The sequence below is a fragment of the Kitasatospora sp. NPDC090091 genome, assembly GCF_044747365.1.
Taxonomy (GTDB): Bacteria; Actinomycetota; Actinomycetes; order Streptomycetales; family Streptomycetaceae; genus Kitasatospora.
This window is the reverse complement of sequence record NZ_JBIVDY010000040.1, coordinates 1-26,042: the sequence shown is the minus strand read 5'-3', so window position 1 is coordinate 26,042 and position 26,042 is coordinate 1. Positions and strand designations below refer to the sequence as shown.

Below are 26,042 nucleotides of genomic sequence, written 5' to 3'. Positions count from 1 at the left end.
TGACGACCGCCGGACGTGACGACTCCGCGGCCGGGGCACCGTTGCCGGGCCGGTCGGGCGATCCCCACCGCCGCGCCGCCGACGCGTCGGCGGCGCGGCGCACACCCATGAGCAGGTGCACTCCGCGGTCCCGGGCGGCCGCCGGGTCCACCCGTGCTTCCGAACGAAGGACAAGACATGCGCAACCTGGTGACCGGGGCCAGCGGGTTCCTGGGCAGCCACCTCGTCGAGGGCCTCCTCGCCGCCGGCGAGGACGTGACCGCCCTGGTCCGCAGGTCCAGCGACCGCAGCCACCTCGACCGGCTCGGGGTCGGCGTCGTGGAGGCCGACCTGCTGGACCGCGGCTCGCTCGCGCGACGCGTCGCGGGCTTCGACCGGGTCTTCCACTGTGCCGCAATGGTCAAGGACTGGGGCACCTGGGACGAGTTCCGCGCGGCCAACGTCACCGGCGTGCAGAACCTGCTGGAGGCGTCCGCCGCCGCCGGGGTGGGGCTCTTCGTCCACGTCAGCTCGACGGACGTGTACGGCCACCCGGACCGCGTCGTCGACGAGACCGCACCGCTGCGCCGGCGCGGCTTCCTCTACGGCGACACCAAGATCGAGGCCGAGGAACTGCTGTGGCAGTTCCTCGACCGGCACGACCTGCCCACCGTTGTGGTCCGCCCGGCCAGCCTGTACGGGCCCCGGTCGAAGACCTTCGTCGACGACGCCCTGAAGCTGCTGCGCGAGGGCACCCCGATGATCCCGGCGAACCGTTCGGCGGGACTCACCGAGGTGTCGAACGCCGTGGACGCGATCCTGCTCCTCGCTTCGGACAAGCGCAGCGTCGGCCGGGCGTTCAACATCACCGACGACTCGCCGGTCAGCTGGCAGACCTACTTCGAGCGCCTGGCCGAGATCGCGGGCCTCCCGCAGCCCCGGTTCGTCCCGGTCCCCCGGCGTGCCGCGTACACGGCGGCATGGGCGATCGAGGCCGCCTACCGCGGGCTTCGCCTGAAGTCGAGCCCGCCGTTGACCAGGCTCGCGGTGGACATCCTGACCACCGAGCAGGGGTTCTCCACCGAACGGCTCCGCTCCGAATTCGGGTACCGCCCGCGGATCGACTTCGAGGAGGGCATGCGGAGGCTGCGCGCCGAGCTGCGCCGCTGACGGATCCGCCGTCCCCCGCCGCCCGGAGGCCGCCCTCCCGGAACGCCGCGGAACGGCGGGCCGGGAGGACGCCGCGTGCGGTGGACGGCGACGTCCAGCCGCACGGAGCCGCGCACGTGCCGGGGACGCCTCCTCACCGACGGCGGGCGGGGAGACGGCGACGGCGCGCGGCCTCGGGGCCCGGGGCCGTCGAAGCCGCCACCACGGCACGGTGGTTGGCACGCTCGACCTCCCCGGCCACCCGGGCGCAGCCCTCGCAGTTCTCCAGGTGCCGGGCCAGCTCGGGGCCGCGCCGCCTGCCGGGGCGCCGGATGGCCTCGGCCAGCCGGGCGGTGAAGTAGCGGCACTCCGGCTCGGCGCCCTCGTCCACGTCCTCGCGCAGGTAGGCCTCGCGCAGCCCTTCCCGGGCCCGCGCGGCGAGGGAGCGCACGCCGCTCGGCGTCATCCCCATCCGCTGCGCGACGGCGGCCGCCGGCTCGCCCTCCACCACGGTGAGCCAGAGGAGCACCTGCCACCGCTCGGGCAGGGAGCGGTAGGCCTTGGCCACCAGGGCGGTCTCCTCGGTCGCGAGCAGTGCGGCCTCGGTCTCCGCGTCGCCGGCGAGGTGTTCGACCCAGGTCTCGAAGTCCTCGGGGAGCAGCACCCGCCGGGTGAAGTGCCTGCTCCACTCCATCGCCGTGCGGCGGACGCAGGCCATCAGGTACGGACGCCAGGCGTGGCGCGGTCCGTGGCCGCGGGAGACCGAGACGTAGGTGCGGGCGTAGGCCTCGGCGGCGAGGTCCTGGGCGGTCTGCGGGTCGCGGCAGTAGCCGCGGGCGTAGGCCAGCACCGCGCCGTGGTGGCGGGTGAAGACCTCGGCCATCACGGCTCCGACACGGGAGGTGTCGCTGGCGGTCGCGGCGGGAAGGACCGCGGAGAGCTCGACGTCGCTCAAGGTGCTCAGACCCAGTCCGTAGTCGTCGGAACGCACGGTCAAAGTGTTCTCCTCAGGTCTGGTCGCCCCGTGGTGGGAAGGTCGCGCGCACCGGGGGGTGCGGCGGCCGCACGGGGCCGGGGAGATCGGGGGCTCGGTTGTCGGCGAGCGGGTCAGGCGCGGCGCTGCACCTGGCGGCTCTTGGGCGGGCTGGCGCGGGGGCGCCCGGTCGCGGGGGACGTGACGATGTCGATGCCCTCGGCCTGCCCGGGCGGCGACACCGGTGACGGACGGCTGCCGCGCCGTCGGGGAGGCGGTGGAGGGTGGTCCACAGCACACCAGCCGGACGGCGTTCCGGCAATCGTCTCCTTGCCCGCCACCTGCCCGCCCATTCCCAAACCGAATAGCGAGCGACGCCCGCCGGGCGGTGTTCGCGGGTGCCCGGCCGCCCGGCGGCCGGTGTCTGCGCAGACCCCACCGGTCCCACCAGCCCCGGCGCGCGGGGGAAATCCGGTGCGTAACAGAAATGCCAATTCGGGTTTGGCATGTTCCGAATCCGTAGCGTGACGCAACCGATGGCACCGTGACGGGCGAGCGGGTACACGTCACCAGGAGGTGTCGCATCGCCAGAAGCCGTTCCAGGAAGCCGTGTTCGGCCATCGGCCGTCGACACACCGTGCGCAGGCATGCGCGCTGTGCGCACGGTGGAGTAGTCGGCGAAGGGGGACACCGGCATTGAGAACCGAGCGGTAACTCCCCTCCGCACCAACGCAACTGGAGCTCCCGGGGCGTCATGGCCATGCAGACCGCACCGCCGGCGGCGGGTTGCCGCCACTGTGCGGGCGACGCATGTGACGCGCCGCTCCGGTCGACGGACGGCGCGGCCGGCGCGGACGACCGGCGGGACGATCCGGCAGTCTCTCCGGGGCCGGCGGGCGCGGAACCGGCCGTCCGCCGTCCAGGGCCTGCCGAGGGCTCGTCCAGGGCCTGTCCCAGGGCCCGGGAGCCTTCCCGGGCCCCCACGGCGGGGCGAAGGCCCCGGAAGCGTCCGGCGTAGGCGCCCCCACGGGCGCGCCACGGGGCCCGACACGGTCCGGACGAGGGCATCCTGACCGCCCGGGGCCCCGGGCGGTCAGCGGTACGTCACGCTCTCCCCGGCGTCGCCCCGGCGACGCGGGCAGACCCGGGCCCCCATGCCCGCTCGTCGGCGCACTCCCCCGCCCCGGCCGCGGCCCCGCCACCGACGCCCCCCACGCCGCCACCCCGGGCCCGACGGTCCGCCCGGCGGTGCGGGCGCTCCGGTCGGCCTCGGCCGTGGCCGCCCGGGCCCGCGGCCGCCGCCCGACAACGCCCCGCCCTCCCGACTCGACCCGGCCCTGCTCCTCGCGGAACCCATCACCGTTCACCTCCTCTCCGGCAGCCCGGCCCGCCCCGGGCCTCCCGGGAACCACGACGGCGGTGGCGATGCCGCGGCGACTCCCCGGGCCGGGCCCGGGGAGTCTCCGTGGCATCGCCACCGCCCGATCGGTCGATCGCCCGGGTCAGCCGGCCCCGGACGGATCGCTGCCGTCCTGATCGGCACCGGAGCCGCGGTCCGCACCGGCACCCTGTCCGGCCCCGGCACCTTCACCAGTGCCTTCACCGGTGCCGTGGTCGCCGTGACCGCCCTCTTCGGCGTGGTCACCGTGACCGGCCCGGTCTCCCTGGTCGCCCTGGTCGCCCTGGTCGGCGTGCCCGGTGTGGTCGGTGCCGTTCGTGACCACCCCGCCCAGCTTCTGGTGCAGGAAGTCCGCGGTGGTGTCCGACAGGACGACCACCCACCGGTCACCCACCAGGTACGACCCGCCGTACTCCTCGGCTCCCGACGTCCAGACCGTCTGGGCCCCGGTGGTCGGGAAGGTGGCGATCCACACCTCGTCCTCCCCGAGGTTGCAGAGCCCCTGGCGGAGGTCCGTCGTGTCGGCGGTGATGTCGGCCGTGCAGCCGATCCGCCGGGCCAGGTCCTCCACCGAGGCGCCGGCGGCGCCGGCCGGTGTTCCCGGAAGGGCGAACAACCCTCCGGTCCCACCCATCAGTTCGATGACACCCAGGGCGAGCAGGACGGTCATCCCGAGCCACTGGAGCCGGCGGCGTGCCTTCAGCTGCGGCCGGACGGGCGCCACGGTGGAGTCCCAGGGCATCACTTACCGGTCACCGGCTTCCCGGCGGGGTTGACGGCCGACCACAGGTTGTCCTTGCCGTTCCCGTTCGCGTCACCGGGGGCCTTGTCGCCCGCGAAGGTGTAGACGGGCTTGCAGTTGATGGACAGCTGCCAGCTGCCGTCGGTGCGCTGCATCTTGCCGATCAGCTTCGGGTCCACGCCCTTGACCTGGCTCGGGTCGACGGCGGGCGCCGGCTTCCAGGTCATCGCGCACTGGCCCTCGCACATGGAACGCATCGGCCAGGACGGGTCCTTGGCGTACTGGTACAGCGTCATGCCCTGCGCGTCCACGACGATCTGGCCCAGCTGCGCGTTCGCGGTCACGGAGACCTGGGCCCCGCCGGTGGCCGGCTGGGCCGGCTGGGGCTTCGGCGCCGCGCTGCTCGTCTCCGACGGGTAGGCCGAAGTACCGGCGGCCGCGGCGGCCGCCTTCTTGCCGTCGGGCGCCAGGGCGAACCAGACACCGCCGACGCCCTGGCCCTTGGTGTCACCGGCCGCGGAGTCCTGCGCGTAGCGGTAGACCGGCCAGCCGCCCAGCGTCAGCTGCTTCGAACCGTCGGCCCGCGTGACCTCGCCGAGCATGGCGGCGTCGATCCCGGTCCCCGCGGTCGAGCCCTCCTTGGCGACCGGCGGCCAGGTCTTGGCGCAGCCGTCGTTGCAGTTGGACATCGGGGGCTTGGCCATGTCCTTGTCGAACCGGTAGAGGGTGAAGCCCTCACTGTCGGTGACCACCATGCCGAGCTTGGCGTCGTTGCGCATGGTCAGCGCTCCCCCGGCCTTGCCCTCACCCGCCGAGGCACCGGCCGACGCACCCGCCGAGGCACTGGCCGACGCGCCCGCCGACGCACCGGCGGACGGCGAGCCGCCGGAACCCCCGTAGGAGCCGTACGAGCCGTAGGATCCGCCCCCGGCCGGCGCGGCGTCCTGCGCACCGACCAACTGGCCGGACCCGGACGGCGTCTTGGCGCTGCTGCTCATGCTGCCCCACAGGGCCATCACCACGAGCCCGACCAGCAGGAGGCAGAGCCCGGCCAATCCGTATCGCTTCGTCAACATGTTCCTTGCCTTTCCATCGGTGGAATCTGGCCTTCCGTGGATCTCTTCGTCCCCGGTGATCCGGTCCGGCGCCGAGCGCCGGTCCCCGGACCCGGGACGTGGATGTCAGGGTCGATAGCCCTCCGGAACCTCTCGATCGGCCCGCCGCTGCGACGAGCAGCACGGCCGGGGCCGCGCCGGCCTCACTGCATCCGCAGCGCGAGCGCGGGGCACCGGTCGACGGCGCGCGCCGCCTGGGAAAGCAGCCTCGCGGGTACCGGCATCACGGCGGCGGCGGGGAACCCGTCCGGCCCCAGCCGGATGACGTCGGGCAGGACACCGGTGCACAGGCCGTGGGCCTCGCAGAGCGTCCAGTCGACGACGATGGAGCCGGCACTCTCCACCTCCGGCAGCGGCAGGACGTCCTGCGACGGCCGTCCGCAGCCGCCCTGGTACGAGTGCGCGACCAGGTCGTCGTCGAACACGGCCAGGGACGAGGCCACGAACCGGGCGGCGGCGTCGGGGTGGCTGCACGCCCCCCGTCCGGTGACCGCCTGCATGCCTGCCTGCACCCGGTCGAATGCGCGCTGCCCACCGCCGCGGACCAGGTCCTCCAGGGCCGAGGTCAGGTCGGGCAGCCCGATGTAGCAGGGCCCGCACTGGCCGGCCGTCTCGTCCGCCATCCAGCGGGAGATCCGGACGACCTCCCACAGCGGGCAGGTCGTCTCCGGCAGCGGCAGGATCGCCCCGGCACCCAGCGCCCCTCCGAGGCGCTGGAAGGACTGGCGGGAGATCACGGCCGAACGGGCCGCGTCGGGCGTCAGCCACTTCCCGTGGTACCCGCCCACCAGCACGCCCTGCCCGATGTCCAGCTCGCACGCCGCCAGGACGGTCTCCAGCGGCACCCCGGTGGGGGTCTCCACCACGGTCGAGCCGGCGATGGTGAGCAGTACCGTGCCGGGTTCGTCGGGGAGGCCGATCTCCCGGTAGGGCAGTGCACCCCAACGGGCCGCCACGGCGAGCTGGGCGTACGTCTCGGCGTTGGACAGCAGCGTGGGGGCTCCCCCGACACCGCTGTCGCTGGTGCGCACGCCGCCTCCCCTGGGCAGGGCGATCCCGTTGGTGATGCCACGGGCGAGGGAGCTCCCCTCCCCCGTCACGAACCGCTCCGGCAGTCGCACCACCTCCACCGGCGGCTTCACCGACCTCCGTTCGGCCAGTGCCTGGCGCAGGGACTCCTCGGTGTCGGCCCGGGTGACGCCGATCGCCACCCGTTCCGCGCCGATCGCGGTGGCCGCGATCAGCGCACCGTCCACCACGAGGTGCGGGGCGCGCAGGATCAGCGTGGTGTCCTTCAGACAACTCGGTTCTCCTTCCGTTCCGTTGACGACCACGACCGGTGTGATGCGGCGCCGGGCCGCCGACTTGACGACCGCCCTGATCTTCCGGGCGAAGGGGAATCCGGCACCTCCCCGGCCGCGCAGGTCCACGTTCTCGGCCAGCTCGGCCAGCTCCTCCGCGCCCATCACCGGCAGCTGGCCGTGGACCTGGAGGTGCGAGCGGTAGTCGACCCGGTACAGGCTCTCCAGGCCGGCGAACAGGACCGGCCGTCCGAACCAGAGGACGGGTGGGGGGTAGTCGTTCACGCGCCCCGCCGCCGACGTCCGGATCCGGCACCGGCACCGACGCCGGCTCCGACTCCCACTCCTACGCCCACTCCGAGCCCGGCTCCGGCCAGGCCCGGCCCGGCGGCCAAGCCCCGGCCCACGGCCAGGCCCGGCCCGGCGGCCGTGGCCTGCCCCCCGACCACCGGCAGGCGCTGGGTGGTGGCCTCGGGGGCACCTCCGGAGTCCTGTGGGAGCGGCCGTACGGGGGCCTGGCGCGGGCCGGAACGGTCCTGGAGGAGCAGCCGGACGGTGAGCGCGCCTGCCACGCCCACGACGGCCACGCCGTACAGCACGACCACCCAGGGGGCCGCGACCCGGCCCGACTGCAGGCCGTGGACCAGGCCCGCTCCCCACGCCGGGTACGAGAACAGGTGGATGACCCTCCACCGGCGCGCGTCACCCGAGCGGGCGATCCGGCCCCGGGCCGCCCCGGCCAGCGCCACCGCGGGGAACAGGTACCCCGCGACGGTCCCCAGGCCGAAGACCACCGGCTTGACCGGGTCGGCGAACGGCACGAAGGCCGCCAGCGCGCCGATCTGTCCCACGATCAGCTTCATCCAGACGTGCAGGACCAGGAAGACGACGCCGGCGACGCCCATCGCGCGGTGGACGGCCTGCGCGACGAGCCGGTGCGACGGGCTCAGGACCAGCCGGTCGGTCGCCGCCAGGCCCCACAGGACGGCGGAGGTGAACGACACGAGTGCCAGCACACCGACGGCGAACGTCAGGAACGCCTGCAGTCTCTGGTTCACGACGATGGCCGTCACCCCCAGCCCCGCCGTCAACAGCGGCAGGAACGACCACGGACCCGGCCGCTTGCGACCACCCTCCGCGGGCTGTTCGCCCTCGGCCGCCGTGCGCGCCCGACCGGGCCGCTCGACGTTCCGCGGCACCGGGCCGAACCGCCGTGACCGCCGCCTCTGCCCTCTCACCATTGCTGAGCCCTCCGGCCTCGTCCTGAACCTGCTGTGTCGTATCTGGTCCCGGGGCCGGCCGGCGCGGGCCGGCCCCGGGTGGGGCGGGTCACCCGCAGCGACGCCCCTGGTTGATGCAACTGACCATCTGGTCCTGCAGGTTCTTGCTCATGTTGTTGATGAAGTCACCGTGGTCGGTGATCGGGTTGTGCAGTTGCTCGGGGAAGCTGTCGACCGCGAACCGGACCCCGGCCGGCACGTCGTAGGCGACGCGCTCGACCAGCTGGGGGATCACCTTGAAGTTCTTCGGGCACGCGCCCGAACCGTTGGAGAAGGCGGTGTGCGTCCGGTGGTTGGCGCTGTCGATGTTCTTGCCGTCCCAGCAGTCCGGGAACTTCAGCGTCCGGACGACCCGGCTCCCCTTCGGGCAGATCGGGTACTTGTCGACGACCTGGCGGTTCTCGAAGCCCGTGCAGCTCCACGACGCGTGGGCGTTCGCCGGGCCGTTGGTGAAGGCCTTGGCGTCACCGGTGAGGATGCGCAGGAACTGCTTCATCGGCTGGACCTGGTTCCCGACGGTGGAGGTGTACGTGATGTCCGCCTCGGCCGGCTGCAGGATCCGTCCCACGTTCTTGTCCTTGCCGCCACCGGGCGCCTTCGCGTCCTTCTCGTTGGTGCCGTCGAAGACGCGCAGGACGGGCCAGTAGTACGCCGAACCGTCGCCGTTGGAGCAGGTGGTGCCCGAAGCGGCGAGCTTGGCGTTGGAGGAGAACGCGTCCGTGGCCACGTTCCCGACGTAGTCGTGCATGTGGTGCGCGCCGTTGCTCACACCGGGGGCGACGATCACGTTGTCGGGGTTGAGGTGGCGGTTCTCGTTGCGCCCGCACCGGGAGGTGAAGGAGCCGGTGGCCGACCCCTTCTTGGCGGGCGCGGTCACGGGTTGGACGTTCTTGATGTCGACGAACCCGTTCTTGTTCTTGGAGAGGGACTTCACCTGCGCGGCGGCCTTGGTCTCGGCGACGCCGCCGCCCATCCCGTCGGCGCTGAACCCCTTGGCCGCGTCCTGGACCACCAGGTCGTTCCGGACCGAGCACTTCGCTATGCCCGAGAGGTCCTTCGGCAGACCGGAGTCCGGGCCGGCGCTGTCCGACAGCTTCTTCAGGGTGTCGGCGCGCTTGTTGGCGAGATCGTCCATGACGCGCTTCTCGTTGTCGCCCGGAGCGGGCGCGGCCAGGCGGTTGAACGCGTCCGCCACCTGGACGTCGAGGTCGGCGAGGTTCTTGTCCACCGCCTCCTGGGAGGCTTCCGGCACCTCGTTCAGGGCCACCCCGGCGTCGGCACAGGCGACGGTGCCGACCTGTGGGGACGCCGACTTCGAACTCGACGGGCGCTGGCCGGCGAAGGCGACCGAGACGACGGTTCCCACCGCACCGGTGCCCAGGACCACGGCCAGCAGCAGGGCACCGGCCCTTCTCTTCGACGTGTCACGTTTACGGGACTTCATGTTCTTCGCACTCCTCGGACGGGATCGGGGGCCCGGCGGGCAGGCCACGGACGGCCATCGGCCGGGTCGTCGTCTAGCGGGTCGATCCGGCGGGCGCCGGCGGGCGGCTCGCGGACGGAGCGGCCGAACCGGACGGCGGCGGGCTGAGCTTGTCGAACTTGACGAGTCGGGTGTCCTCCAGGACGTTCATGTGGTCGAGCACCGTGCCGTTGGCCGTGTTCGCCAGGTCCCGGACGGTGGCGTTCTGGGTGCCGGCCCGCACCTGGGCCAGCACCGCGAACACCTGCCCGTGGGCGCTGCGCAGGAGGTTCGCGAAGAGTTCGTCGAACTCGGGGCCCTGCGCGGCCTCCAACTGCCGCAGCCAGCCCTGCTGCTGGGCCGAGGGCTCGGTGGGCACGTTCTGGTTCAGGGTCTGGGCGGCGGTCAACACGGCCCGGTCGAGGTCGGTGTGACCGTCGATCAGGTGCTGGCCGGCCACCTTGACCTCGGGGCTGGTGCCCTTCGCGACGGCCATCCGGCCTGCGGGGATCTCCCACAGCCCGGCCAGCCGCACCCGCTTGACGAAGTCGCGGTCGAGGGCGGTGAGCGGCCCGGACGGCGTCTGCACCACATCCTGGTCGTCGCTCACCGGGGCGCTGCGATAGGCACCGGCCGACTTCGCCACGGGGTACACCAGGGCCGCCGCGGTCAGGATCATCGCGACGATGATCAGAACGGTGGCCGACGACCTCGGGACGCGGCTCACCAGGGGCAGGCCGTAGGCGGCCCCGCCCGGTCCACGCTTCTTCCGCAAAGATGACATGGGGATTCTTCCTCCACCGCACCCGGAGGATCAGGGCCGCGCGGGAGCCACCGGAACGGGTCCGGGTGGCCTTCCGGTGGTCCGCGCGGGGATGATCCACGCGCGACGCTCCACGGACGGCGCGGCCGACGAGGGGATGACACGGCAGTGACGGTCGACTGCCACGAGGGGACGGCCCGGACCCGAACGCCCGGCACCACCCCGGACGGGATCACCGGCGGCACGGCGGACGGCACGACGGACAGCGCCACGGACGGCGCGACGGGCTTGATCGGGGACGGCGTCACGTTCGGCGTCACGGACGGCGTGACGGGCTTGGTCGCGGGCGGCTGCACGAGCCGCATCACCGCGGTGGTGCCACGGTCACGGACCTGCGCGGTCCGGCCGGGAGAGGGCGGGAACGGCCCCGGGGCCGGACTCGCCGGGTGCCGTGCGTCGCCGGCACGGGACCGGCCGGCGCCGGCGGACGGGCCTCAGCGCCCGTTCGTCCGGAGGTTCCGGTTGGGTCCGGCGGTCTGGAGCAGGGACACCATCCCCGCTCTGCGGCGCAGGCGGGCGTACTCGGACGCCATGATCTGGATCTTCAGCGCCAGCAGGAGTTCGAACCTGGCCCGAGGGTCGCGCAGACCGCTGCCGAAGACCTTCTCCAGGTTGCGCAGCCGGTTCCGGACCGCCTGCGGGTGGATGCGGAGCAGCCGGGCGGCCGGGAGCGTGCCGCCGCCCTCCAGCCAGGCGAGCAGCGTCTCCTCCGTCCACTGCCGCTGCTGCGGTGTCATGTCGGCCAGACGGCCCAGCCACTTGGCGGAGAGGTGGCTCGCCAGCAGCGGGTCCTGGAAGAGCATCAGGGTCGCCAGGTGGTCCTCGACGAAGTGGATCCCGGCGGAGGCGCCCTGCGGCACCATCGTCAGCAGTTTGCGGGCCCAGCCGAGCGAGACCACCGCGTCCTCGACCGGTACGGCCGGCCCCACCACGGCGGTCCGCCCCTCCAACCAGAGGGCGAGCACCCGTGGCATGCCCGGCAGCGGGTCCGGGATCAGCAGGTAGGGGAGCGTCCCCTTGGTGCCGGCGACGACCTCCGTAGCGGAGAGTCCCGACGGCGGCGTCCCGGGCGACGAGTACAGCGCCACCGCCTGGACCGTGGTCGGCTGGGTGCGCCCCCGGCCACCGCGGGGACCGTGACCGGTGCCGGTCCGCCCCGCCGTGCCGCTGTGGCGCGCCATGCCGTGCCCGCCCGCCGTGCCGCTGTGGCCCGTCACGCCACTTCGGCCTGCCGTTCCGGCCCGGCCGGCAGCCGCACCACCGTGGCTCACCGTGCCGCTCTGACTCACCGTGCCACTGCGACCCGCCGTGCCACTGTGGCTCACCGCGCTGCCGCGGCTCACCGTGCCACCGCGACCGACCGTGCCACCACGGCTCACCGTGCCGCTCTGGCCCACCGCGCCGCCGTGACTCGCCGTGCCGGCGTGGCCGGCGAGGCGGCGCTGTACGGGTTCCCGGCGACCGACGGCCCCCGGGAGGGCGAGGTCGCTCATCGCGACCCCCTTCCCGCGACGTCGAGACAGTTCCCGTCACCGGAACCCCTCGGGAGCGCGCCGACCCGGACGGGCCGGGCGGGACGCGACCCGACGCACCGCGACCCGGTGGCGGCCGTTCCGCCCGCACCCCGCCCCAGCACGAAGAGTTCGTACGGAGTCGGCACCGGCGACCTGCTGCCGGAGCATGCTTCCCGCATGGCGACACCCCTCTCTCTCGAATCCCCCGACCCGACCGGGCCGGACACGTTTAGAGATGGGCCGCAGGAGGTTTCGTCCCGCCGCGTTATCAATCCGTTATCTTCCGAACCGCGCCCCGAACCCCCGGAGCGCCGCCGCAGGCGCGGCCCCGCAAGGACCGCACGTGCACGACCCGGCAGCCGCACGATGGTCGTACGCGCACCCTCACCCCGCGAGACCCCTGTCGCACAAAGTCCTCACAATCGATCCGGGCCGAGCGCGAATTCACCCCTGATCACATCTGACTCACCATCACATAACCATGATCACGGACCGCTTCGGTCCGATCAGGAGGGGTCACCGGCGAAGCGTCGAGAGCCGCGTTGAGCCATCGAATCGACGAACGCCGGTCCGTCAACGCAATTGTGCCGACCGAACAGGTATTCTCCCGGTTGCTTGTAGGCTGTGGCCCCCACCGGGGGACGGCAGGAACTGCGGACACCTGTCGCACGGCCCCCAGGCCCGAATGCCCTGCACCACATTCACGCGATCGGGGCCGTGATGCGACTCAACCTGAACCAGCTGGCGATCTTCGCGAAGGTCATCGAATGTGGTGGGTTCTCCGCGGCGGCCCAGGTGCTGTTCCTGAGCCAGTCGTCGGTCTCCAAGCAGGTGCAGAACCTTGAGGCGTCGCTGCGGACCGTCCTGGTCGACCGCTCCGGCCCGAAGATCCGCCCCACCCCGGCCGGCCGGGTCCTGCTCGCCCAGACCAAGGAGATGCTGGCGCTCGCCGACCACGCCGTCGGCGCCGTCCAGGCTGCCGCGCGATGGCCCAACGAGCGTCTGGTGGTCGGCAGCACGGCCGCCGTGGGCGACTACCTGCTGCCGGCGGTCATGCGCGAACTGCGGCGCCGCGAACCCGACGGGCTGTTCACCGTGGTCGTCAACAGCCCCGAGTGCCTGGCCGGCGCCCTCCAGCAGGGCCGGATCGGCGTCGGCGTGGCCGACGGCCCGCTGCCCCCGGGGCGGTACGAGTCGGAGGAGCTCGCCAGCGACGAGATGCTGCTGATCTGCGCGCCCGACCACCCGCTGGCCGGGCAGGAGGTCACCCCGGCGGACCTCGCCGCCGAGTCCTTCCTCCTCCTCGAACCGGGCTCCCAGACCCGGCGGCAGCTGCTGGAACTCCTGCACACCTGGGACCTCGTCGGCGCACGCACCCTCGACCTGTGGGGAACGGAGAGCGTCCGGGAGGCCGTCCGCATCGGCCTGGGCATCAGCCTGGTCCCCCGGCGCTCCGTCCGCTTCGAGCTCCTCCACGGCGTCCTCGCCGAACTCCACGTCCACCCCGGCCCGACGCCCCGCACCGTCACCGCCAACTGGACCGTCGCCCGCCCCCTCTCCACCTACGAGGAGCTGCTGCTCTCCATCCTCCGCGAGGTGGCCAACGCCCCCACCACGCCGCCGACTTCGTCCACGTCGGAACCGGTCGGCCGGCCCCGTCCGGGGGGCGCCCCGCAGCCGCCCGGAATCCCCCTGCAGGCCCGCCGCGCCGCGGGAGCGGAGCCCCCACCGGCTCTGGACGAGGCCGAATCGTCGACTCACTCGCGGTAGAGCAGCAGGGTGGCACCGGCCAGGACGGCGCTGGCCACCAGGGCCCAGGCGAGCTGTCCGTGCAGCACCAGGACCGCACCCGGTCCGGCGCCGGCGAGCATGGTGGCGACGGAGAGGATCTTCCGGCGCTGACGCGGAGCGGTACCGCCGGCGAGCCGGGAGTCGGCAGCGAGTCCGGTCAGCGTCAGCGTGAGCACGGTGGTGGTGAGGTCCGGCACGCCGAGGCCGCGCACGGTGCCGTTGCGGATGCCCATCGCCAGGGCGAGCAGCGCGATCACGACGTACTGCGCGGCCCCGTCCGCGCCCCTGGCGAAGACCACGACGGCGGCCGCCGCGTGCAGCACGACCTCCAGGACGAAGGCCGTCCGCAGCTGCCGGGGCCGCCGGGGGCCCTCGTTCGCCGTCGCGAGCCGGCCGGCCAGCAGCGCGCCGAGGAGGAAGGCCGCGAGGGAGGCCAGCGAGCCGGCGACGGAGAACCCGGGTGCCCCGGCGAGGGCGAAGGCGATGACGACGACGTTGCCGGTCATGTTGGCGGTGAAGACGTGGCCGAGCCCGAGATAGCTCACCGCGTCGATCAGGCCGCTGACCAGGGTGAGGCCGAACAGGGCCAGCGCCAGCGGGTGGCGGTCGTGGATGTGCGGCCCGGGCGGCCGGGGAGCGGGGGCGGTGCGGGAGTCGGCTGTCGGCGTGGTCACGGAGGCTCCTCGTGCCGAGGGGGACGTGGGCGTGGGCGTGGGGGAACGCGGGCGTTGGGGCCGAGGACGCAGGGGGGCACCGCCGGATCCGGCGGTGCCCCCCCCTGCGCCGAGGTGTTCGGTGCGTCAGAAGAAGCAGGGGTCCATCGGCACCGAGGGCTGCCCGGGGAGGGCGAGGCCGCGGGCCGCGCGCCAGGCGTGCTGTTCGCCGGAGGCCGCCACGGCCTCCAGCACGCCCTCGGCCTGGTGGACGCCGGCCAGGCCGGGCGCGGGGGTGGCGTGGTAGCCGCCGAACCGCGTGACCGGGCTCCAGGCCGGCGACACGGCGGGCAGGTCCGGGGCCAGGCCCTGGTGCTCCCGGGCGCCGTGGACGATGCGCCCGCCGACGACGGTGAGGACGGACTCGATGTGCGGGATGTCGGCCTCGGGCACGGTGAAGTAGTCGGCGTCGAGCAGCGCGAAGTCGGCGTAACTGCCCACCACCAGTCGCCCCTTGACGTCCTCCTCGCCGGTGAGGCGGGCCCCGCCCAGCGTGTAGAGCTCCAGGGCCTGCTCGCGGCTGAGCCGGTTGTGCTCGGCCGCGAGACGCCTGCCGCTGACCGCGCGGCCGGAGACCAGCCAGTGCAGCGCGACCCAGGGGTTGTAGGAGGAGACCCGGGTGGCGTCGGTGCCCGCCGCGACGGTGAGGCCGCGGTCCAGCATGGCGCGCAGCGGCGGTGCCTCGGCGGCGGCCGGAGCGCCGTACCGCGAGACGAACGCCTCGCCCTGGAAGGAGAGGCGGTTCTGCACGGAGACGGCGCCGCCGAGGGCCGCGATCCGGTCGAGGCTCTCCGCACCGACCGTCTCCGCATGATCGAAGAGCCAGCGGTTGCCCTGCGGGAAGAGGCCCTCGGCGGCGAGCTTCTCGAAGACGGCGAGGTCGCGGCGGATGGTCTCGTCGTACGTGGCGTGCAGCCGGAAGCCCCAGCCGTGCTCCGTCAGCAGCCGGACGGCCTTCTCGAACTCCGATTCGTAGGAGCCGAGTTGCGGCCTCGGCTCGGTGAAGTTCTCGAAGTCGGCCGCGGCCCAGGTGAGGTTCTCCCCCGCCCCGTTGAGGCGCAGCCACGCATCCCCGTCACCGGGGCGCACGGTGTTGACCCAGCGGGTGAGATCGTCCAGCTCCTGCCCCGCGGTCTGGGGGAAGAGGTGGTAGGCGATGCGCAGGGTGAGGTCCCCCTGCCGGGCCAGCTCCATGACGGTGCCGTAGTTCTCGGGGAAGCTCTGGAAGCCGCCGGCGGCGTCGATCGCGGAGGTGAGGCCGAAGCGGTTCAGCTCGCGCAGGAAGTGCCGGGTGGAGCCGATCCGGTCGGCCTCGTCCAGCGTCGGCGCCTTGGCCAGGGTGGAGTAGAGCAGCAGCGCGCCCGGGGCGGCGATCAGCAGGCCGGTCGGTTCGCCGTCGTGACCGCGCACGATCTGGCCGCCCGCAGGGTCGGGGGTGTCCCGGGTGAAGCCCGCGGCGCGGAGCGCGGCCCGGTTGAGCAGCGCCGACTGGTAGAGGTGCAGCACGAAGACGGGGGTGTCGGGCGCCGCGGCGTTGAGCTCCGCCAGGGTGGGCAGCCGCCGTTCGGCGAACTGGTCGGCGGACCATCCGCCGACCACCCGCACCCACTGGCCGGGCGGGGTGCGCTCGGCCTGGAGCCGGAGCATGGCCAGGGCCTCGCGCAGCGTCGGGACGCCGTCCCAGCGCAGCTCCAGCACATAGTTGAGGCCGCCGCGGATGACGTGCAGGTGCGCGTCGTTGAGCCCCGGCACGGCCCGGCGGCCGAGCGCGTCGACCACCCGGGTGTCGGGGCCGACCAGCGGGGCGACGTCCGCGTCGTCGCCGACCGCCTGGATCAGTCCGTCCCGGACGGCCAGGGCCGTGGCCCGGGGGCGGCGCGGGTCGTTGGTGTGCACCTTGGCGTTGCGGACGACCAGGTCGGCGGGCCGGGCGGGGGCGCCGGGACGAATCCCGGCGACGGGCATGCTGGACAACGAGGGTTCCCTTCACGCAGTGGCGGTGGTGGATCGGCCGTGGCGCGCGGCCGGCAGGCCCCAGGGCCTGGCTTGTGCCGCGGCGGCCGGGCCCGTCCGGGGGCGGGCCCGGCCCGCGGTCACGCCCCTGTCCCGGGGGTGTCGACGAGGTGCTCGGCGAGGAACCAGACCTGGGTCTCGCCGGTCCGGATGATCTGGGAGACCAGCAGGTCCTGGGTGCCGTCGTCGCCCAGCTCCGCCGTGCGGGCGGCGGCGTCGCGGGCGTCGGCGAGGATGGTCTCGTGCGCGTCGAGGAGCCCGGAGAGCATCGAGCGCACGGGCTCGATGCCGTCCGGCGGCCGCGGCACGCCCGTGATCTGGGCCGCGTGGCGCGGATCGCCCACCGCGACACCGCCGAGCATCTGCACCCGCTCGGCGAGCGCGTCGACCAGCTCCAGCTGCTCCTGGGCGTGCTTGTCGAAGAGCAGGTGCAGCTGGTACGCCGTCGGCCCGCGCATGCCCCAGTGGTACTTCTTGTACAGCGCGTAAAGGAACTGGGTGTCCGCCAGCACGCGGTTCAGCCGCTGGGAGGAGTACTGCCGGGCGTCGTGGGAGAGCGCGATCGGCAGCTGTGTGACGGTGCCGAACTCCTGGATCTCGGGGGCGTGCTGGTGGAGGCGCGGCTGGCTGGTCCGGCTGGTCATGGTGCTCCTTCGGGAGGGGGCGGCGGACGAGGCGGCATCAGACTAGGAGCGCCGGACCCCGGGACCTGTTCCGACGGCGCACCACCCACAGCCGGTCCGCGCACCTTCACCGGCGTAGTCGACGACCCGTCACGCGCAGCCGCCGACGGCCCGATCGCAGCACTCTCGGACGACACCGTGTGCTCTCAGAGTCCACAGGACGCCGCCCGCCGCCCCTAGCGTCGGAGCACCACAGCCCACACACCGCCGTCCGAAGGGACCGAAGAGCCATGCCGTTCATCACCGTCGGCCAGGAGAACTCCACCTCCATCGACCTCTACTACGAGGACCACGGCTCCGGGCAGCCGGTCGTCCTCATCCACGGGTTCCCGCTGAACGGGCACTCCTGGGAGCGGCAGAGCGCCGCGCTGCTCGATGCCGGCTACCGGGTCATCACCTACGACCGCCGCGGCTTCGGCCAGTCCTCCCAGCCGACCACCGGCTACGACTACGACACCTTCGCCGCCGACCTGAACACGGTGCTGGAGACCCTGGACGTCCAGGACGCCGTGCTCGTCGGCTTCTCGATGGGCACCGGCGAGGTCGCCCGGTACGTGTCCGCCCACGGCTCCGCGCGGGTCGCCAAGGTCGCCTTCCTCGCCTCGCTGGAGCCCTGGCTGCTCAAGACCGACGACAACCCGGACGGCGTCGCCGCCCAGGACTTCTTCGACGGCGTCGTGGCGGCGGTGAAGGCCGACCGCTACGCCTACTACAGCGACTTCTTCCAGAACTTCTACAACCTGGACGAGAACCTCGGCACCCGGATCAGCGAGGAGGCCGTCCGCAACAGCTGGAACGTCGCGGCGGGCGGCGGCTCGTACGCCGCCTCGGCCGCGCCGACCACCTGGTACACCGACTTCCGCGCCGACATCCCCCGCATCGACGTGCCGGCCCTGATCCTGCACGGGACGGGCGACCGCATCCTGCCCGTGGAGAACACCGCGCGCCCGTTCCACCGGGCGCTGCCCACCGCCGAGTACGTGGAGATCGAGGGCGCGCCGCACGGTCTCCTGTGGACCCACGCCGAGGAGGTGAACGCGGCGCTGCTGGCCTTCCTCGCGAAGTGACCCGGACGGCCGCGGGCCCCCGACCGCGGCCGTCCGACCGTCCGCCCTCGTGGTGTTCGCGTGATTGCAGTCGCCGGTGGGCGGCCGGGCGCCTCGTCGCCCCGGCCGCCCACCGGCATGTCTGCCGCGCGTTCCTCCGCCCCCTGCCCGGGGCAGGGGCTACCGCGGCCGTGCGGCGCCCGACCGGGCCGCCTCGTGGATGAACTCGGCCACCGTGGTGGGCCGGGAGACGGCCACGGCGTGGGAGGCCTCGGGCATCTCCAGGACGGTGGCGCCGGCGCGCCCCGCCGTGAACCGCTGGATCGGCGGGGGCAGCGCCCGGTCTGCTGCGACCGGGCGATCGCGTCGGGCGAGAGGTCCGGGTCGGCGAGGTTCTCCTCGATGTGGGCGCGGATCCGCGCCAGGGTCCCGGCCGCGCCGGTCGGGTGCTCCGGTCCCTCCCGTTCGAGCAGGTCGGTCACCAGGATGGCGGCGATGTCGGAGACGCTGCGCGCGAGGTGGCTGCCCGGCCGGGCGCGGTGGGCCCGGGCCTGGGAACGGCTCCAGCGCACCGCGCAGCGCCACCGCGACCTGGCGCCGGCCCCCGGACGCACCTGCCCCCACCCACCGGACAGCGCGGACACGACAGCAGCCGGGTCCGCCTTCCGCCCCGCGAACCGGCCGAAGCGGTGCACCGTCGGAACATCTCCGCCGGCACCGCGCTCCTAGGCTGGACCGTGACTCCGCCTCTCCCCTGTTCCCGGCAGCTCCCAGGGCCCGAGGCCGGAGCACCGCGCCGCCGCCGAGCCGATCGACCGGCTCGCCCGGCCGCCTCGCCGTGCCAACCCCGGCCTGCCGCCATCGCGCCATTGCCCCTCACCCAGGAGAACCCGTGCCCGCCCTCTCAAGCCCCCAGCCCCACCCCGAGGTCACCAGCACCGACATCGTCCTCGACGCGCAGATCGTCCTCGGCGAGCACGAGTGCGTCGACGTCCCGGTGCGCCTCGCCTACCGCAGCGACGACCCGCTCGCCGTCGCCCTCGAATTCCTCGGCCCCGCGGCGGAGGCGGGCACCTGGCAGTTCTCCCGCGACCTCCTCTGGGAGGGACTGCAGAAGCCCACCGGCATCGGCGACGTCCGCATCTGGCCGCCCTGTCCCTGCCACGGCCGCACCGCCCTGCGCATCATGCTGCTCGGGGACGACGGATCCGTCCTCCTCGACCTCCCGTCCCGCCAGGTGCGTCGCTGGCTCCGCCGCGAGAGCTTCACGCTGGTCCCCCCGGGCACCGAAGGAAGCGCGATCGACTGGGACGCCGAACTGAGCGGCCTGGCCGGCTGAGGTACGGGGACCAGCGCCGCCCTCACGACTGCGGTGGGGGTTCGCTGTTCGAGTGGTGTCAGACCGCCGGTCGGATGAGATTACGGCCCCGCCGGCAACCCGGCACGGCCGCGCGGTGCATGGGTGGAGAAGGCGCTTCGGCGCCGGTCCCGGTCCCCAACTGCGGAGCGTTCATGTCACCGCTGTCCGTTGCCCGTCGGCTGTTCGCCGTTCTCCTGCTCCCGCTGCTCGCTCTCGCCGCTGTCGTCGGCAGCCCCGGCGGGACTCCGGCCGCTGCGGTCACCACCAGCGCCCCGGCGGGCGTCGACTGGGATTCACTCGCCCGCTGCGAGAGCGGAGCGCGCTGGCACGCCAACACCGGGAACGGCTACTACGGCGGGCTGCAGTTCGACGGGGCCACCTGGCGGGCCAACGGCGGCCTCGCCTACGCGCCCCGCGCGGACCAGGCGACCCGTGAACAGCAGATCGCCGTGGCCGAGAAGCTCGCCGCCCGGCGCGGCCTCGCGCCGTGGCCCGCCTGCTCGGCCCGTGCCCGCGGCAGCGACGCCCCCGCTGCCCACAGCAGTACCCCCGCCCGCGCCCACCGCCCGGCGCAGGCACGACCGCACACCCCGGCCAGGTCCACGCCCCACACCAACGGCACCGGCGGCACCGGCGGCACCGGCGCAGCCGACGCACCCTCAGCGGCGGAAGCCGGCCCGGACGCGGACCGCCCGGGCACCTGGACGGTGCGCGAGGGCGACACCCTCAGCGACATCGCCCAGGCCGTCGGCACCCCCGGCGGCTGGCCCACCCTCCACGCACTCAACGACGAGACCATCGGGTCCGACCCCGACCTGCTCCTGCCCGGCCAGGTCCTCGTCCTGAGCTGAACCGCCCCACGGCCCGGGCTGCGCGGGACACCCACCGCGAGGACGTCGGCGTCGGTCCGTTCCTCCCGGACGTGCCCGGCCGCGGGTCGGATCAGCCGAGGTGTCCGATCAGCCGCGGGTTGCGTTGCGGCGGCGGAGTCGGAAGCCGAGGACGACGAGCACGACGGCGACAACCGCCGTGCCGATGGCGGCCCAGGTGGCGACCGTCGAGCCGTCGTCGTCCGCGGCGGCCTTCGCCCGGACGTCGGACGTCGCCGTGGCGGTCGCGGGACCGGGGGTGGTCGAACCGCCGGTGCCGGTGGCAGTGCCGGTGCCGGTCGCAGTGCCGGTGCCGGGGTCAGTGCCGGTGCCGGTCGGGGCTGGGGCTGGGGCGGTCGGGCCGATCACGGTGCCGGGGGTGACGGCCGGGGACGGGACTCCGGTCGGTCCGACCGTGGGGCCCGCGGTGGGCATCGAACCGGCCGGGTCGGTGATGGCGGCGGCCTCCACGTCGAGTTCGCGCTCGCCGTGGCCGAGGTCGGGGAAGGCGCAGTCGACGGTGATCTTCCAGTGACCGCTCGGCAGGGTCTCCCGGGTGGTGTAGCTGCCGGGGTGGCCGGGGACGGCGACCAGGCGCCAGGGTCCCACGGCGCGCCCGTCGGAGGAGGTGGCGGCGAGCGAGCCGGCGAATCCTTCGGTGACCGGGTCGCGGTCGTTCTCGAAGCTGGCGACGGTCGTGACGTGCCCGTTGTCCGCCCCGGTGATCTCCAGGTGGACGGTGTCGCCGTGGGCGGAGGCGGGGACGGCGGCGGGTGCGAGAACGGCCACCCCGGCAACGGCGAGGGCAGCGGCGATGGAACGGATGCGCATGGGCGGTGCTTCCTCGTGCGGTGAGTGGGATGGCCGGGTGCGGCCGCCGTGAGTTCACGGCGGCCGCACCCGGCCGGTGGCCCTACCTGCGGTCGGCGGACCTGTCTACGGTCTGCGGACCTGTCCGGGTCAGGAGGCCTTCTGCAGAGCCCAGCTCTGGTAGGCCTGACCGTTCGGCTGCTGGAGCTCCAGCAGCCGGCCGCCGTAGTACCAGCGGTTGCTGATGCCGAGGACCAGCGAGGTGCCCTTGGCGGTGAGGGTGACACCACCGTTGGAGGAGTTCACCTGCCACTTCTGCGCGTCCGCGTCGGAGCACGGCTGCTGGGCGACGTACTGGCCGGCCACCGCGTTACCGCCCAGCTGGAGGCACTTGTCGGAACGCACGGACTTGATCCGGACGGTGCCGGAGCCGGCGTCCTCGAAGGTCCACTTCTGGTTGGCGTAACCGGTGCGCTGGTAGGCGATGGCGACGGTGCCGTCGTTGAGCGAGCTGCCCCACAGGTCGGCGGCCTGGCCGGTGAACCCGTTCACCATGGTGTAGCGGGTGCCCGGCTGCGGCTTGCCGGAGTCGGCAGTGGTCTTGAAGGTGACGGTGCGGCCCGGCTTGGAGGCCTTGCCGGCGGCGTCACGGTAGGCGATGGCCACGCTGTACTGGGTGCCAGGGGCGAGCCGGACCAGGCCGACCACCGTGGCGCGGACGGTGCCCAGGGACTGGCCGTTGAGCAGGACGTCGTAGCCGGTGGCGCCGTTGGCGGCCGGCCAGCTCAGCATGACCGAACTCTGGGTCACCTGGCTGACCGTCACGTCCGGACCGGTGGAGCCGGTGGTGGAGGTGGCGGTCGGGGTCGGCGTGGCGGTCGGGGAGGCGGTGCCGGTGGCCGTCGCCGTCGGGGACGGCGTGGCGGTCGGGGAGGCGGTGCCGGTGGCCGTCGCCGTCGGGGACGGCGTGGGCGTCCTGGTCGGCGTGGTGGTCGCGGTGGGCGACGGGGTGCCGGTCTTGGTCGGCGTCGGGGTCGGGGTCGGCGTCGGGTTCGGGCCGGTGCCGCCGCCCGCGATCAGGAAGCGGTTGTTGGCGACGTTCCAGTGCGTGGCCAGGTAGCTGCCGGGAGCCGGGTTGGTGTTGTAGTAGTCGTCGTGGCGGCAGTCGAGCCGTTCGTCCTGCTTGTTGTCCGGGCAGACGGTCTTCATCTTCGGGTAGTTCGGCGCGTCCGAGTAGCACATCAGGTCCCACTCGTCGACACAGTGACCGGCCTTGCTGGAGTTCGGCGCACTGTCGTTGACGGCGCCGAGGTTGTGGCCCAGCTCGTGCGCGGCGGTGGCGCCGTTCCAGCAGGCCGAGTCGTTACGGCCGTACGAGGGGCCGAAGTTGCTCCGGTTGTCCTGGCCGGGACGCTCGTCACCGTCGAAGGTACCGATGCCGCAGTACACCTGGGCGTCGGTGAACATCATGTACTTGCGGTCCTTGCGGTTGAACCCCTGCTTGGCGAGCGCGTTGTTCTGCGAGTTGAAGTCCTTGATCTCGGCGCTGGAGATCTGGACGTTCAGCACCGACGCGCTGCAGTCGGACTCGGTGACGAAGCGCACGTGCCGCTCGCCGCCGGTCTCCTGGGCGCTGGCGTTGTAGATGACGTCAACGTCGGCGGCCCACTTCTTGAACGAGGCCTGGTACTGGGCGAAGCGGTCGTTGCCCGGGGCGTGGACGTACACCACCTGGACGCGGTTGCCGCTGGTGCCGTCACCCTCGCAGACGAGGGCCGAGCCGCCCGCGGCCGAGCCACCGGCCGGAGTGGTCTGCTGCGGGGCGCCGGCCGCGTCGCCGAGCAGGGCCTTGCTTCCGGCGTCCAGGACGGGCGAGCCGCCCGACACCAGGTCGGCGGCGGCCGGCGGCTGAGCGCCGGCCGGCGGGGTCAGCGCGGCCGGCTGCGCAACGGCCGCGGCCACCGGGGCGACGTCCTTGTGGATGTCGACGCCCTGCGGAGGCGCGTCGGGGCCGTGGCTGCACAGCTCACCACCGCTGACCTGCAGCTGTCCCGCGCAGCGGTCGTCGCTGGGCAGGCTCAGGCCGGCGTAGACGAGACCGCGCTCGGGCTGCTCCTTGGGTATCTCCTTGAGCGGCGTCGCCTTGGTGTCACGCTTCGGGGCCGGCGCCTGGGTGCCGTTCTCGGCGGAGCCGGTCTCCCCCTCGTCGTCGGCGACCAGACCGACCATCTGGCCCGCCCCGAGGCCGTCGGCCGACGCCACGGCCGAGTTGCGGGAGGGTGCGTCCACCACGGTCTGGATTCCCAGCACGCCCGCAACCAGGCCGGCCGCGACCGCGAGGCCGATCATTGCCGTCTTGCGGGTCGAGCGCTTCTGCCTGCGACGGCGAAGCTCACTGCTCCGGTGTCCCATCACGGTCCTTTCCTCGTGTGAGGGCCCGGGATCCCCCTGTAGCGAGACGGGTCCAGGCCTTCCGACACACAAGAGATCCGGCGGGACCGGGGGAGATAACAAAAACATGTTTCGAAAGTGGCGAGATTGTTCGATCCGCGCCCCGGGGGCCGGCCGTCGCCGCGGGCCTCCCTGCCGCCGGACCGCCGCGGACTCCTTCTCCATCTCCCGCCCCTGCCAACGCTGTTGACGACTTGTCTTGCAAGACCCCACAGCGCATCGCGCCGCGAGACGGGCCTTGACGCGGGAAGTTCATTCCGGCCAACATCCTCTACCGGCGAGTAGAGAAGGCACCGTGGGAGGCGGCCCCCGGCGCCCGCTCGGCGAGCCGTGGCGACGCGATTCCAGCACTCGAACCCGCTTCCGCGGCACCGATTGCCCGTGCCGCTCCTGTTGCGGCCCGCGACGTCCGCGCCCCGCCACCGCGCCGCACGGTGGCCGTTCGAGCACACACCCCCATCGGGGCGCACAGAGGAGAAGAAGCGATGCCGGATTCGGTGACCGATGTGGCCGCGGATGCCGAACTGGCACGTGCTATCCGGGCGGGGCACGAACGGGACCCGACGGCACTCGCCGACCTGGCGCGCCGCCACAGGGATTCGGTGGCGGCCTACGCCGGGCTGTTCTGCGCGGAGGGCCGTGCCGCCGAGGAGCTCGCGGACGAGTCCTTCCAGCGAACCCTGGAGGCCATCCGCACCGGCGGCGGACCGACGGCGAGCTGGCGGCCGTACCTGCTGGCCGAGGTGCGGAGAGCCGCGGCCGGCTGGGCCGACACCGGACGCGAGGCGAAGCTGAGCGCCGGCTTCACCGCCTGGCTCGACGCCCTCCCCCAACCGGATCCGGCCGCCCCTTCGGCGCGCGCGGCGACCGCTGCGGCGGAAGCGGATTCGTTCCTCCTGCGCACCTTCCTGAGCCTGCCGGAGCACCGGCAGGCAGCGCTGTGGCACTGTCTCGGGGAGCCGGCCGGTCACCCGCCGACGCCTCGACCGGAACCGGACGCACCCGCCCGGCAGCTCCTCTACGACGCCTACTTGCAGGTGTACGCCGCGCGAATCCCTCAGCGGTCGTGCCGCCACCTGATCGCCGCCCTGGGGGAATCCGTCCGGCACGGCATCACCGACGACACGGCGGACCTCGATCGCCACCTCTCGCGGTGCGACAGCTGTGGCCACGCCCGAGCGGCACTGACCGCCATCGACCTGTGGCAACGGCCGGTTCTGCTCCGGGGATTGCTGCTGTGGACGGGAGAGCCGTCGTCGCCCGCCCTGCCGGCGGTGACGACCGACACCCGGCCGACGCCGACGGTCGCCCCACGCCCCACGCCCCGCACCACTACCCGCCCCACGCCCCGCACCACTACCCGCCCCACGCCCCGCACCCGAGCCTGGCCACCGCACGCCAACGGCCACCGCCTTGCCGGGCGACGTGCCCTGGCAGCCTTCACCGCCGCAGGGACCTGCGCGGTCGCGGCGCTGCTCGTCGCCGGCACGGCCTTCACGACCACACCCCCGGCGGGAGCACAGCCTCCACTGTCCGCTCCCCTCCCGCTCACCGTCCCCCTGGAATCGACACCCCCGACGACACCCCCGACCACGGAATCCGCGACCACCACGGACTCACCTTCGGAGTCACCGTCAGGCTCACCGTCGAACTCGCCTTCCCCCACTCCGCCGTTCACAGCCTCGACCACCTCGGCATCGGCCTCCCCGTCCCGCAGCCACTCGACCTCTTCGGCCACGGCCACGGCCGCCCCCTCCCCCACCCCGTCGACCCCACCACCGACCGTGGTGGTGCCACCACCACCGACCGTGCCCGTCGGCCTCGCTCTCCTCAACATCAGCTCGGGGCTCTGCGTCGGCATCGTCGACCGGAGCGCCGACAGCCCGCTGCAGCTCGAGAAGTGCACCGGCCAGGCGTCCCAGCGCTGGGAGCGACTTGCCGCCGATCAGGACGTCTACCAGCTCCGCAACGTGGAGACGGGGCTGTGCCTGGACGGCACTACGGCCGGCGGGAACACCGTCGCAGTGGTCCTCCGAAGCTGCCGATCCGGCGCACAACGCCAGCAGCAGCTCTGGCGGTTCGCCCCGGACAGCAGAACCGGCGCCGTCCGCCTGTGGTTCGTCCCACCCGTCCCGTCGAGTGACTACGCCTCTCATCTGCTCGGCCCCTACAACTGGCCGGAGGCCGACCCACCGCACGTCGGATCCCCCCTCGTCCAACTGCCCGACTACTACCACTCCAACAGCTTCCTCTTCACCATGGAATGACCGGTTCGTGTCCCGCGCCGCGGGGAACCCCACCGAGGCCCCGCGGCCGAACTGGCCTCCGACCGGCGCACTCCCGTCCCTCCACCTCCTTGGGCGGCTCGATGGACGTGCGCAATTTCGCCCTGCTCTGCGTGGCACACCACCGGCAGGCTCACCGGCCCACGTCGACGTGTGGGTCTACCCGTTGGACCGGTTCTTGGCCGTGGACTGCGTCTTCTGGTTGTAGATCTCCTTGCCGTCCGCGTTGTAGGCATGGACGTAGGGGGCCGGGGGGAAGGGGTTCGCGTTGTGGCCGGTGGAGA

At 73.4% G+C, this 26,042-nt stretch carries 19 protein-coding genes; 6 read left to right on the top strand and 13 right to left on the bottom strand.

The window, feature by feature from the left end:
- The first annotated feature begins 177 nt into the window (after positions 1–177).
- The gene (locus ACIPSC_RS38180) at positions 178–1,149 is read left to right on the top strand and encodes an NAD-dependent epimerase/dehydratase family protein (RefSeq protein ID WP_400834694.1); all 972 of its coding nucleotides are present in this window, start codon (positions 178–180) and stop codon (positions 1,147–1,149) included.
- Between the two features lie 133 nt (positions 1,150–1,282).
- Here ACIPSC_RS38180 and ACIPSC_RS38175 read toward each other — a convergent pair whose 3' ends face one another.
- The 8 genes from ACIPSC_RS38175 to ACIPSC_RS38140 all read right to left on the bottom strand — a co-directional run bounded on the left by ACIPSC_RS38175 (position 1,283) and on the right by ACIPSC_RS38140 (position 11,311).
- Entirely contained in the window at positions 1,283–2,119 is an 837-nt protein-coding gene (locus ACIPSC_RS38175) for an RNA polymerase sigma factor (RefSeq protein WP_400834724.1), read from the bottom strand.
- A gap of 1,484 nt (positions 2,120–3,603) precedes the next feature.
- Complete coding sequence (locus tag ACIPSC_RS38170; protein WP_400834691.1) at positions 3,604–4,242, bottom strand: hypothetical protein; 639 nt, start codon at positions 4,240–4,242, stop codon at positions 3,604–3,606.
- Entirely contained in the window at positions 4,242–5,318 is a 1,077-nt protein-coding gene (locus ACIPSC_RS38165) for an SCO0930 family lipoprotein (RefSeq protein WP_400834688.1), read from the bottom strand. Before ACIPSC_RS38165 ends, ACIPSC_RS38170 begins: the two co-directional genes overlap by 1 nt.
- A gap of 182 nt (positions 5,319–5,500) precedes the next feature.
- Positions 5,501–6,943: an NADH-ubiquinone oxidoreductase-F iron-sulfur binding region domain-containing protein gene (locus ACIPSC_RS38160; RefSeq protein WP_400834685.1), complete on the bottom strand. Its 1,443-nt coding sequence runs from the start codon at positions 6,941–6,943 to the stop codon at positions 5,501–5,503.
- Positions 6,940–7,716, bottom strand: a complete 777-nt coding sequence (locus tag ACIPSC_RS38155; RefSeq protein ID WP_400834682.1) for a hypothetical protein — start codon at positions 7,714–7,716, stop codon at positions 6,940–6,942. Before ACIPSC_RS38155 ends, ACIPSC_RS38160 begins: the two co-directional genes overlap by 4 nt.
- A gap of 271 nt (positions 7,717–7,987) precedes the next feature.
- Complete coding sequence (locus ACIPSC_RS38150; protein ID WP_400834679.1) at positions 7,988–9,382, bottom strand: DUF1996 domain-containing protein; 1,395 nt, start codon at positions 9,380–9,382, stop codon at positions 7,988–7,990.
- Positions 9,383–9,455: 73 nt separating this feature from the next.
- Complete coding sequence (locus tag ACIPSC_RS38145; RefSeq protein WP_400834677.1) at positions 9,456–10,184, bottom strand: DUF4142 domain-containing protein; 729 nt, start codon at positions 10,182–10,184, stop codon at positions 9,456–9,458.
- Positions 10,185–10,657: 473 nt separating this feature from the next.
- Positions 10,658–11,311 carry a helix-turn-helix domain-containing protein gene (locus ACIPSC_RS38140; protein WP_400834674.1) on the bottom strand — a complete coding sequence of 218 codons (654 nt, stop codon included), beginning with the start codon at positions 11,309–11,311 and terminating at the stop codon, positions 10,658–10,660.
- 1,146 nt (positions 11,312–12,457) lie between these two features.
- Here ACIPSC_RS38140 and ACIPSC_RS38135 point away from each other — a divergent pair.
- Positions 12,458–13,507, top strand: a complete 1,050-nt coding sequence (locus ACIPSC_RS38135) for a LysR family transcriptional regulator (protein ID WP_400834671.1) — start codon at positions 12,458–12,460, stop codon at positions 13,505–13,507.
- Here ACIPSC_RS38135 and ACIPSC_RS38130 read toward each other — a convergent pair.
- The 3 genes from ACIPSC_RS38130 to ACIPSC_RS38120 form a co-directional block, all read right to left on the bottom strand.
- A complete protein-coding gene (locus ACIPSC_RS38130; protein WP_400834668.1) occupies positions 13,495–14,202 on the bottom strand; it encodes a YoaK family protein in 708 nt (235 codons plus the stop codon). The genes ACIPSC_RS38135 and ACIPSC_RS38130 overlap by 13 nt on opposite strands.
- A gap of 126 nt (positions 14,203–14,328) precedes the next feature.
- The gene (locus ACIPSC_RS38125) at positions 14,329–16,206 is read right to left on the bottom strand and encodes an amidohydrolase (RefSeq protein WP_400834721.1); all 1,878 of its coding nucleotides are present in this window, start codon (positions 16,204–16,206) and stop codon (positions 14,329–14,331) included.
- A gap of 128 nt (positions 16,207–16,334) precedes the next feature.
- Complete coding sequence (locus tag ACIPSC_RS38120; RefSeq protein ID WP_400834665.1) at positions 16,335–16,898, bottom strand: Dps family protein; 564 nt, start codon at positions 16,896–16,898, stop codon at positions 16,335–16,337.
- Between the two features lie 269 nt (positions 16,899–17,167).
- Between ACIPSC_RS38120 and ACIPSC_RS38115 the strand changes: the two genes are divergently transcribed.
- From ACIPSC_RS38115 to ACIPSC_RS38105, 3 genes are all read left to right on the top strand, one after another.
- The gene (locus ACIPSC_RS38115) at positions 17,168–18,004 is read left to right on the top strand and encodes an alpha/beta fold hydrolase (RefSeq protein WP_400834662.1); all 837 of its coding nucleotides are present in this window, start codon (positions 17,168–17,170) and stop codon (positions 18,002–18,004) included.
- Between the two features lie 871 nt (positions 18,005–18,875).
- On the top strand, positions 18,876–19,322 hold the full coding sequence (locus ACIPSC_RS38110) for an SsgA family sporulation/cell division regulator (RefSeq protein ID WP_400834659.1): 447 nt from the start codon (positions 18,876–18,878) through the stop codon (positions 19,320–19,322).
- A gap of 173 nt (positions 19,323–19,495) precedes the next feature.
- Positions 19,496–20,194, top strand: a complete 699-nt coding sequence (locus tag ACIPSC_RS38105) for a transglycosylase family protein (protein ID WP_400834656.1) — start codon at positions 19,496–19,498, stop codon at positions 20,192–20,194.
- Between the two features lie 108 nt (positions 20,195–20,302).
- Here the strand turns inward: ACIPSC_RS38105 and ACIPSC_RS38100 are convergent, their stop codons facing one another.
- A complete protein-coding gene (locus ACIPSC_RS38100) occupies positions 20,303–21,043 on the bottom strand; it encodes a hypothetical protein (RefSeq protein ID WP_400834653.1) in 741 nt (246 codons plus the stop codon).
- Positions 21,044–21,172: 129 nt separating this feature from the next.
- Positions 21,173–23,434, bottom strand: coding sequence for an RICIN domain-containing protein (locus tag ACIPSC_RS38095; protein ID WP_400834718.1), 2,262 nt, complete (start codon positions 23,432–23,434; stop codon positions 21,173–21,175).
- 524 nt (positions 23,435–23,958) lie between these two features.
- Between ACIPSC_RS38095 and ACIPSC_RS38090 the strand changes: the two genes are divergently transcribed.
- Positions 23,959–25,740 carry an RICIN domain-containing protein gene (locus tag ACIPSC_RS38090; protein ID WP_400834650.1) on the top strand — a complete coding sequence of 594 codons (1,782 nt, stop codon included), beginning with the start codon at positions 23,959–23,961 and terminating at the stop codon, positions 25,738–25,740.
- Positions 25,741–26,042 lie beyond the last annotated feature (302 nt).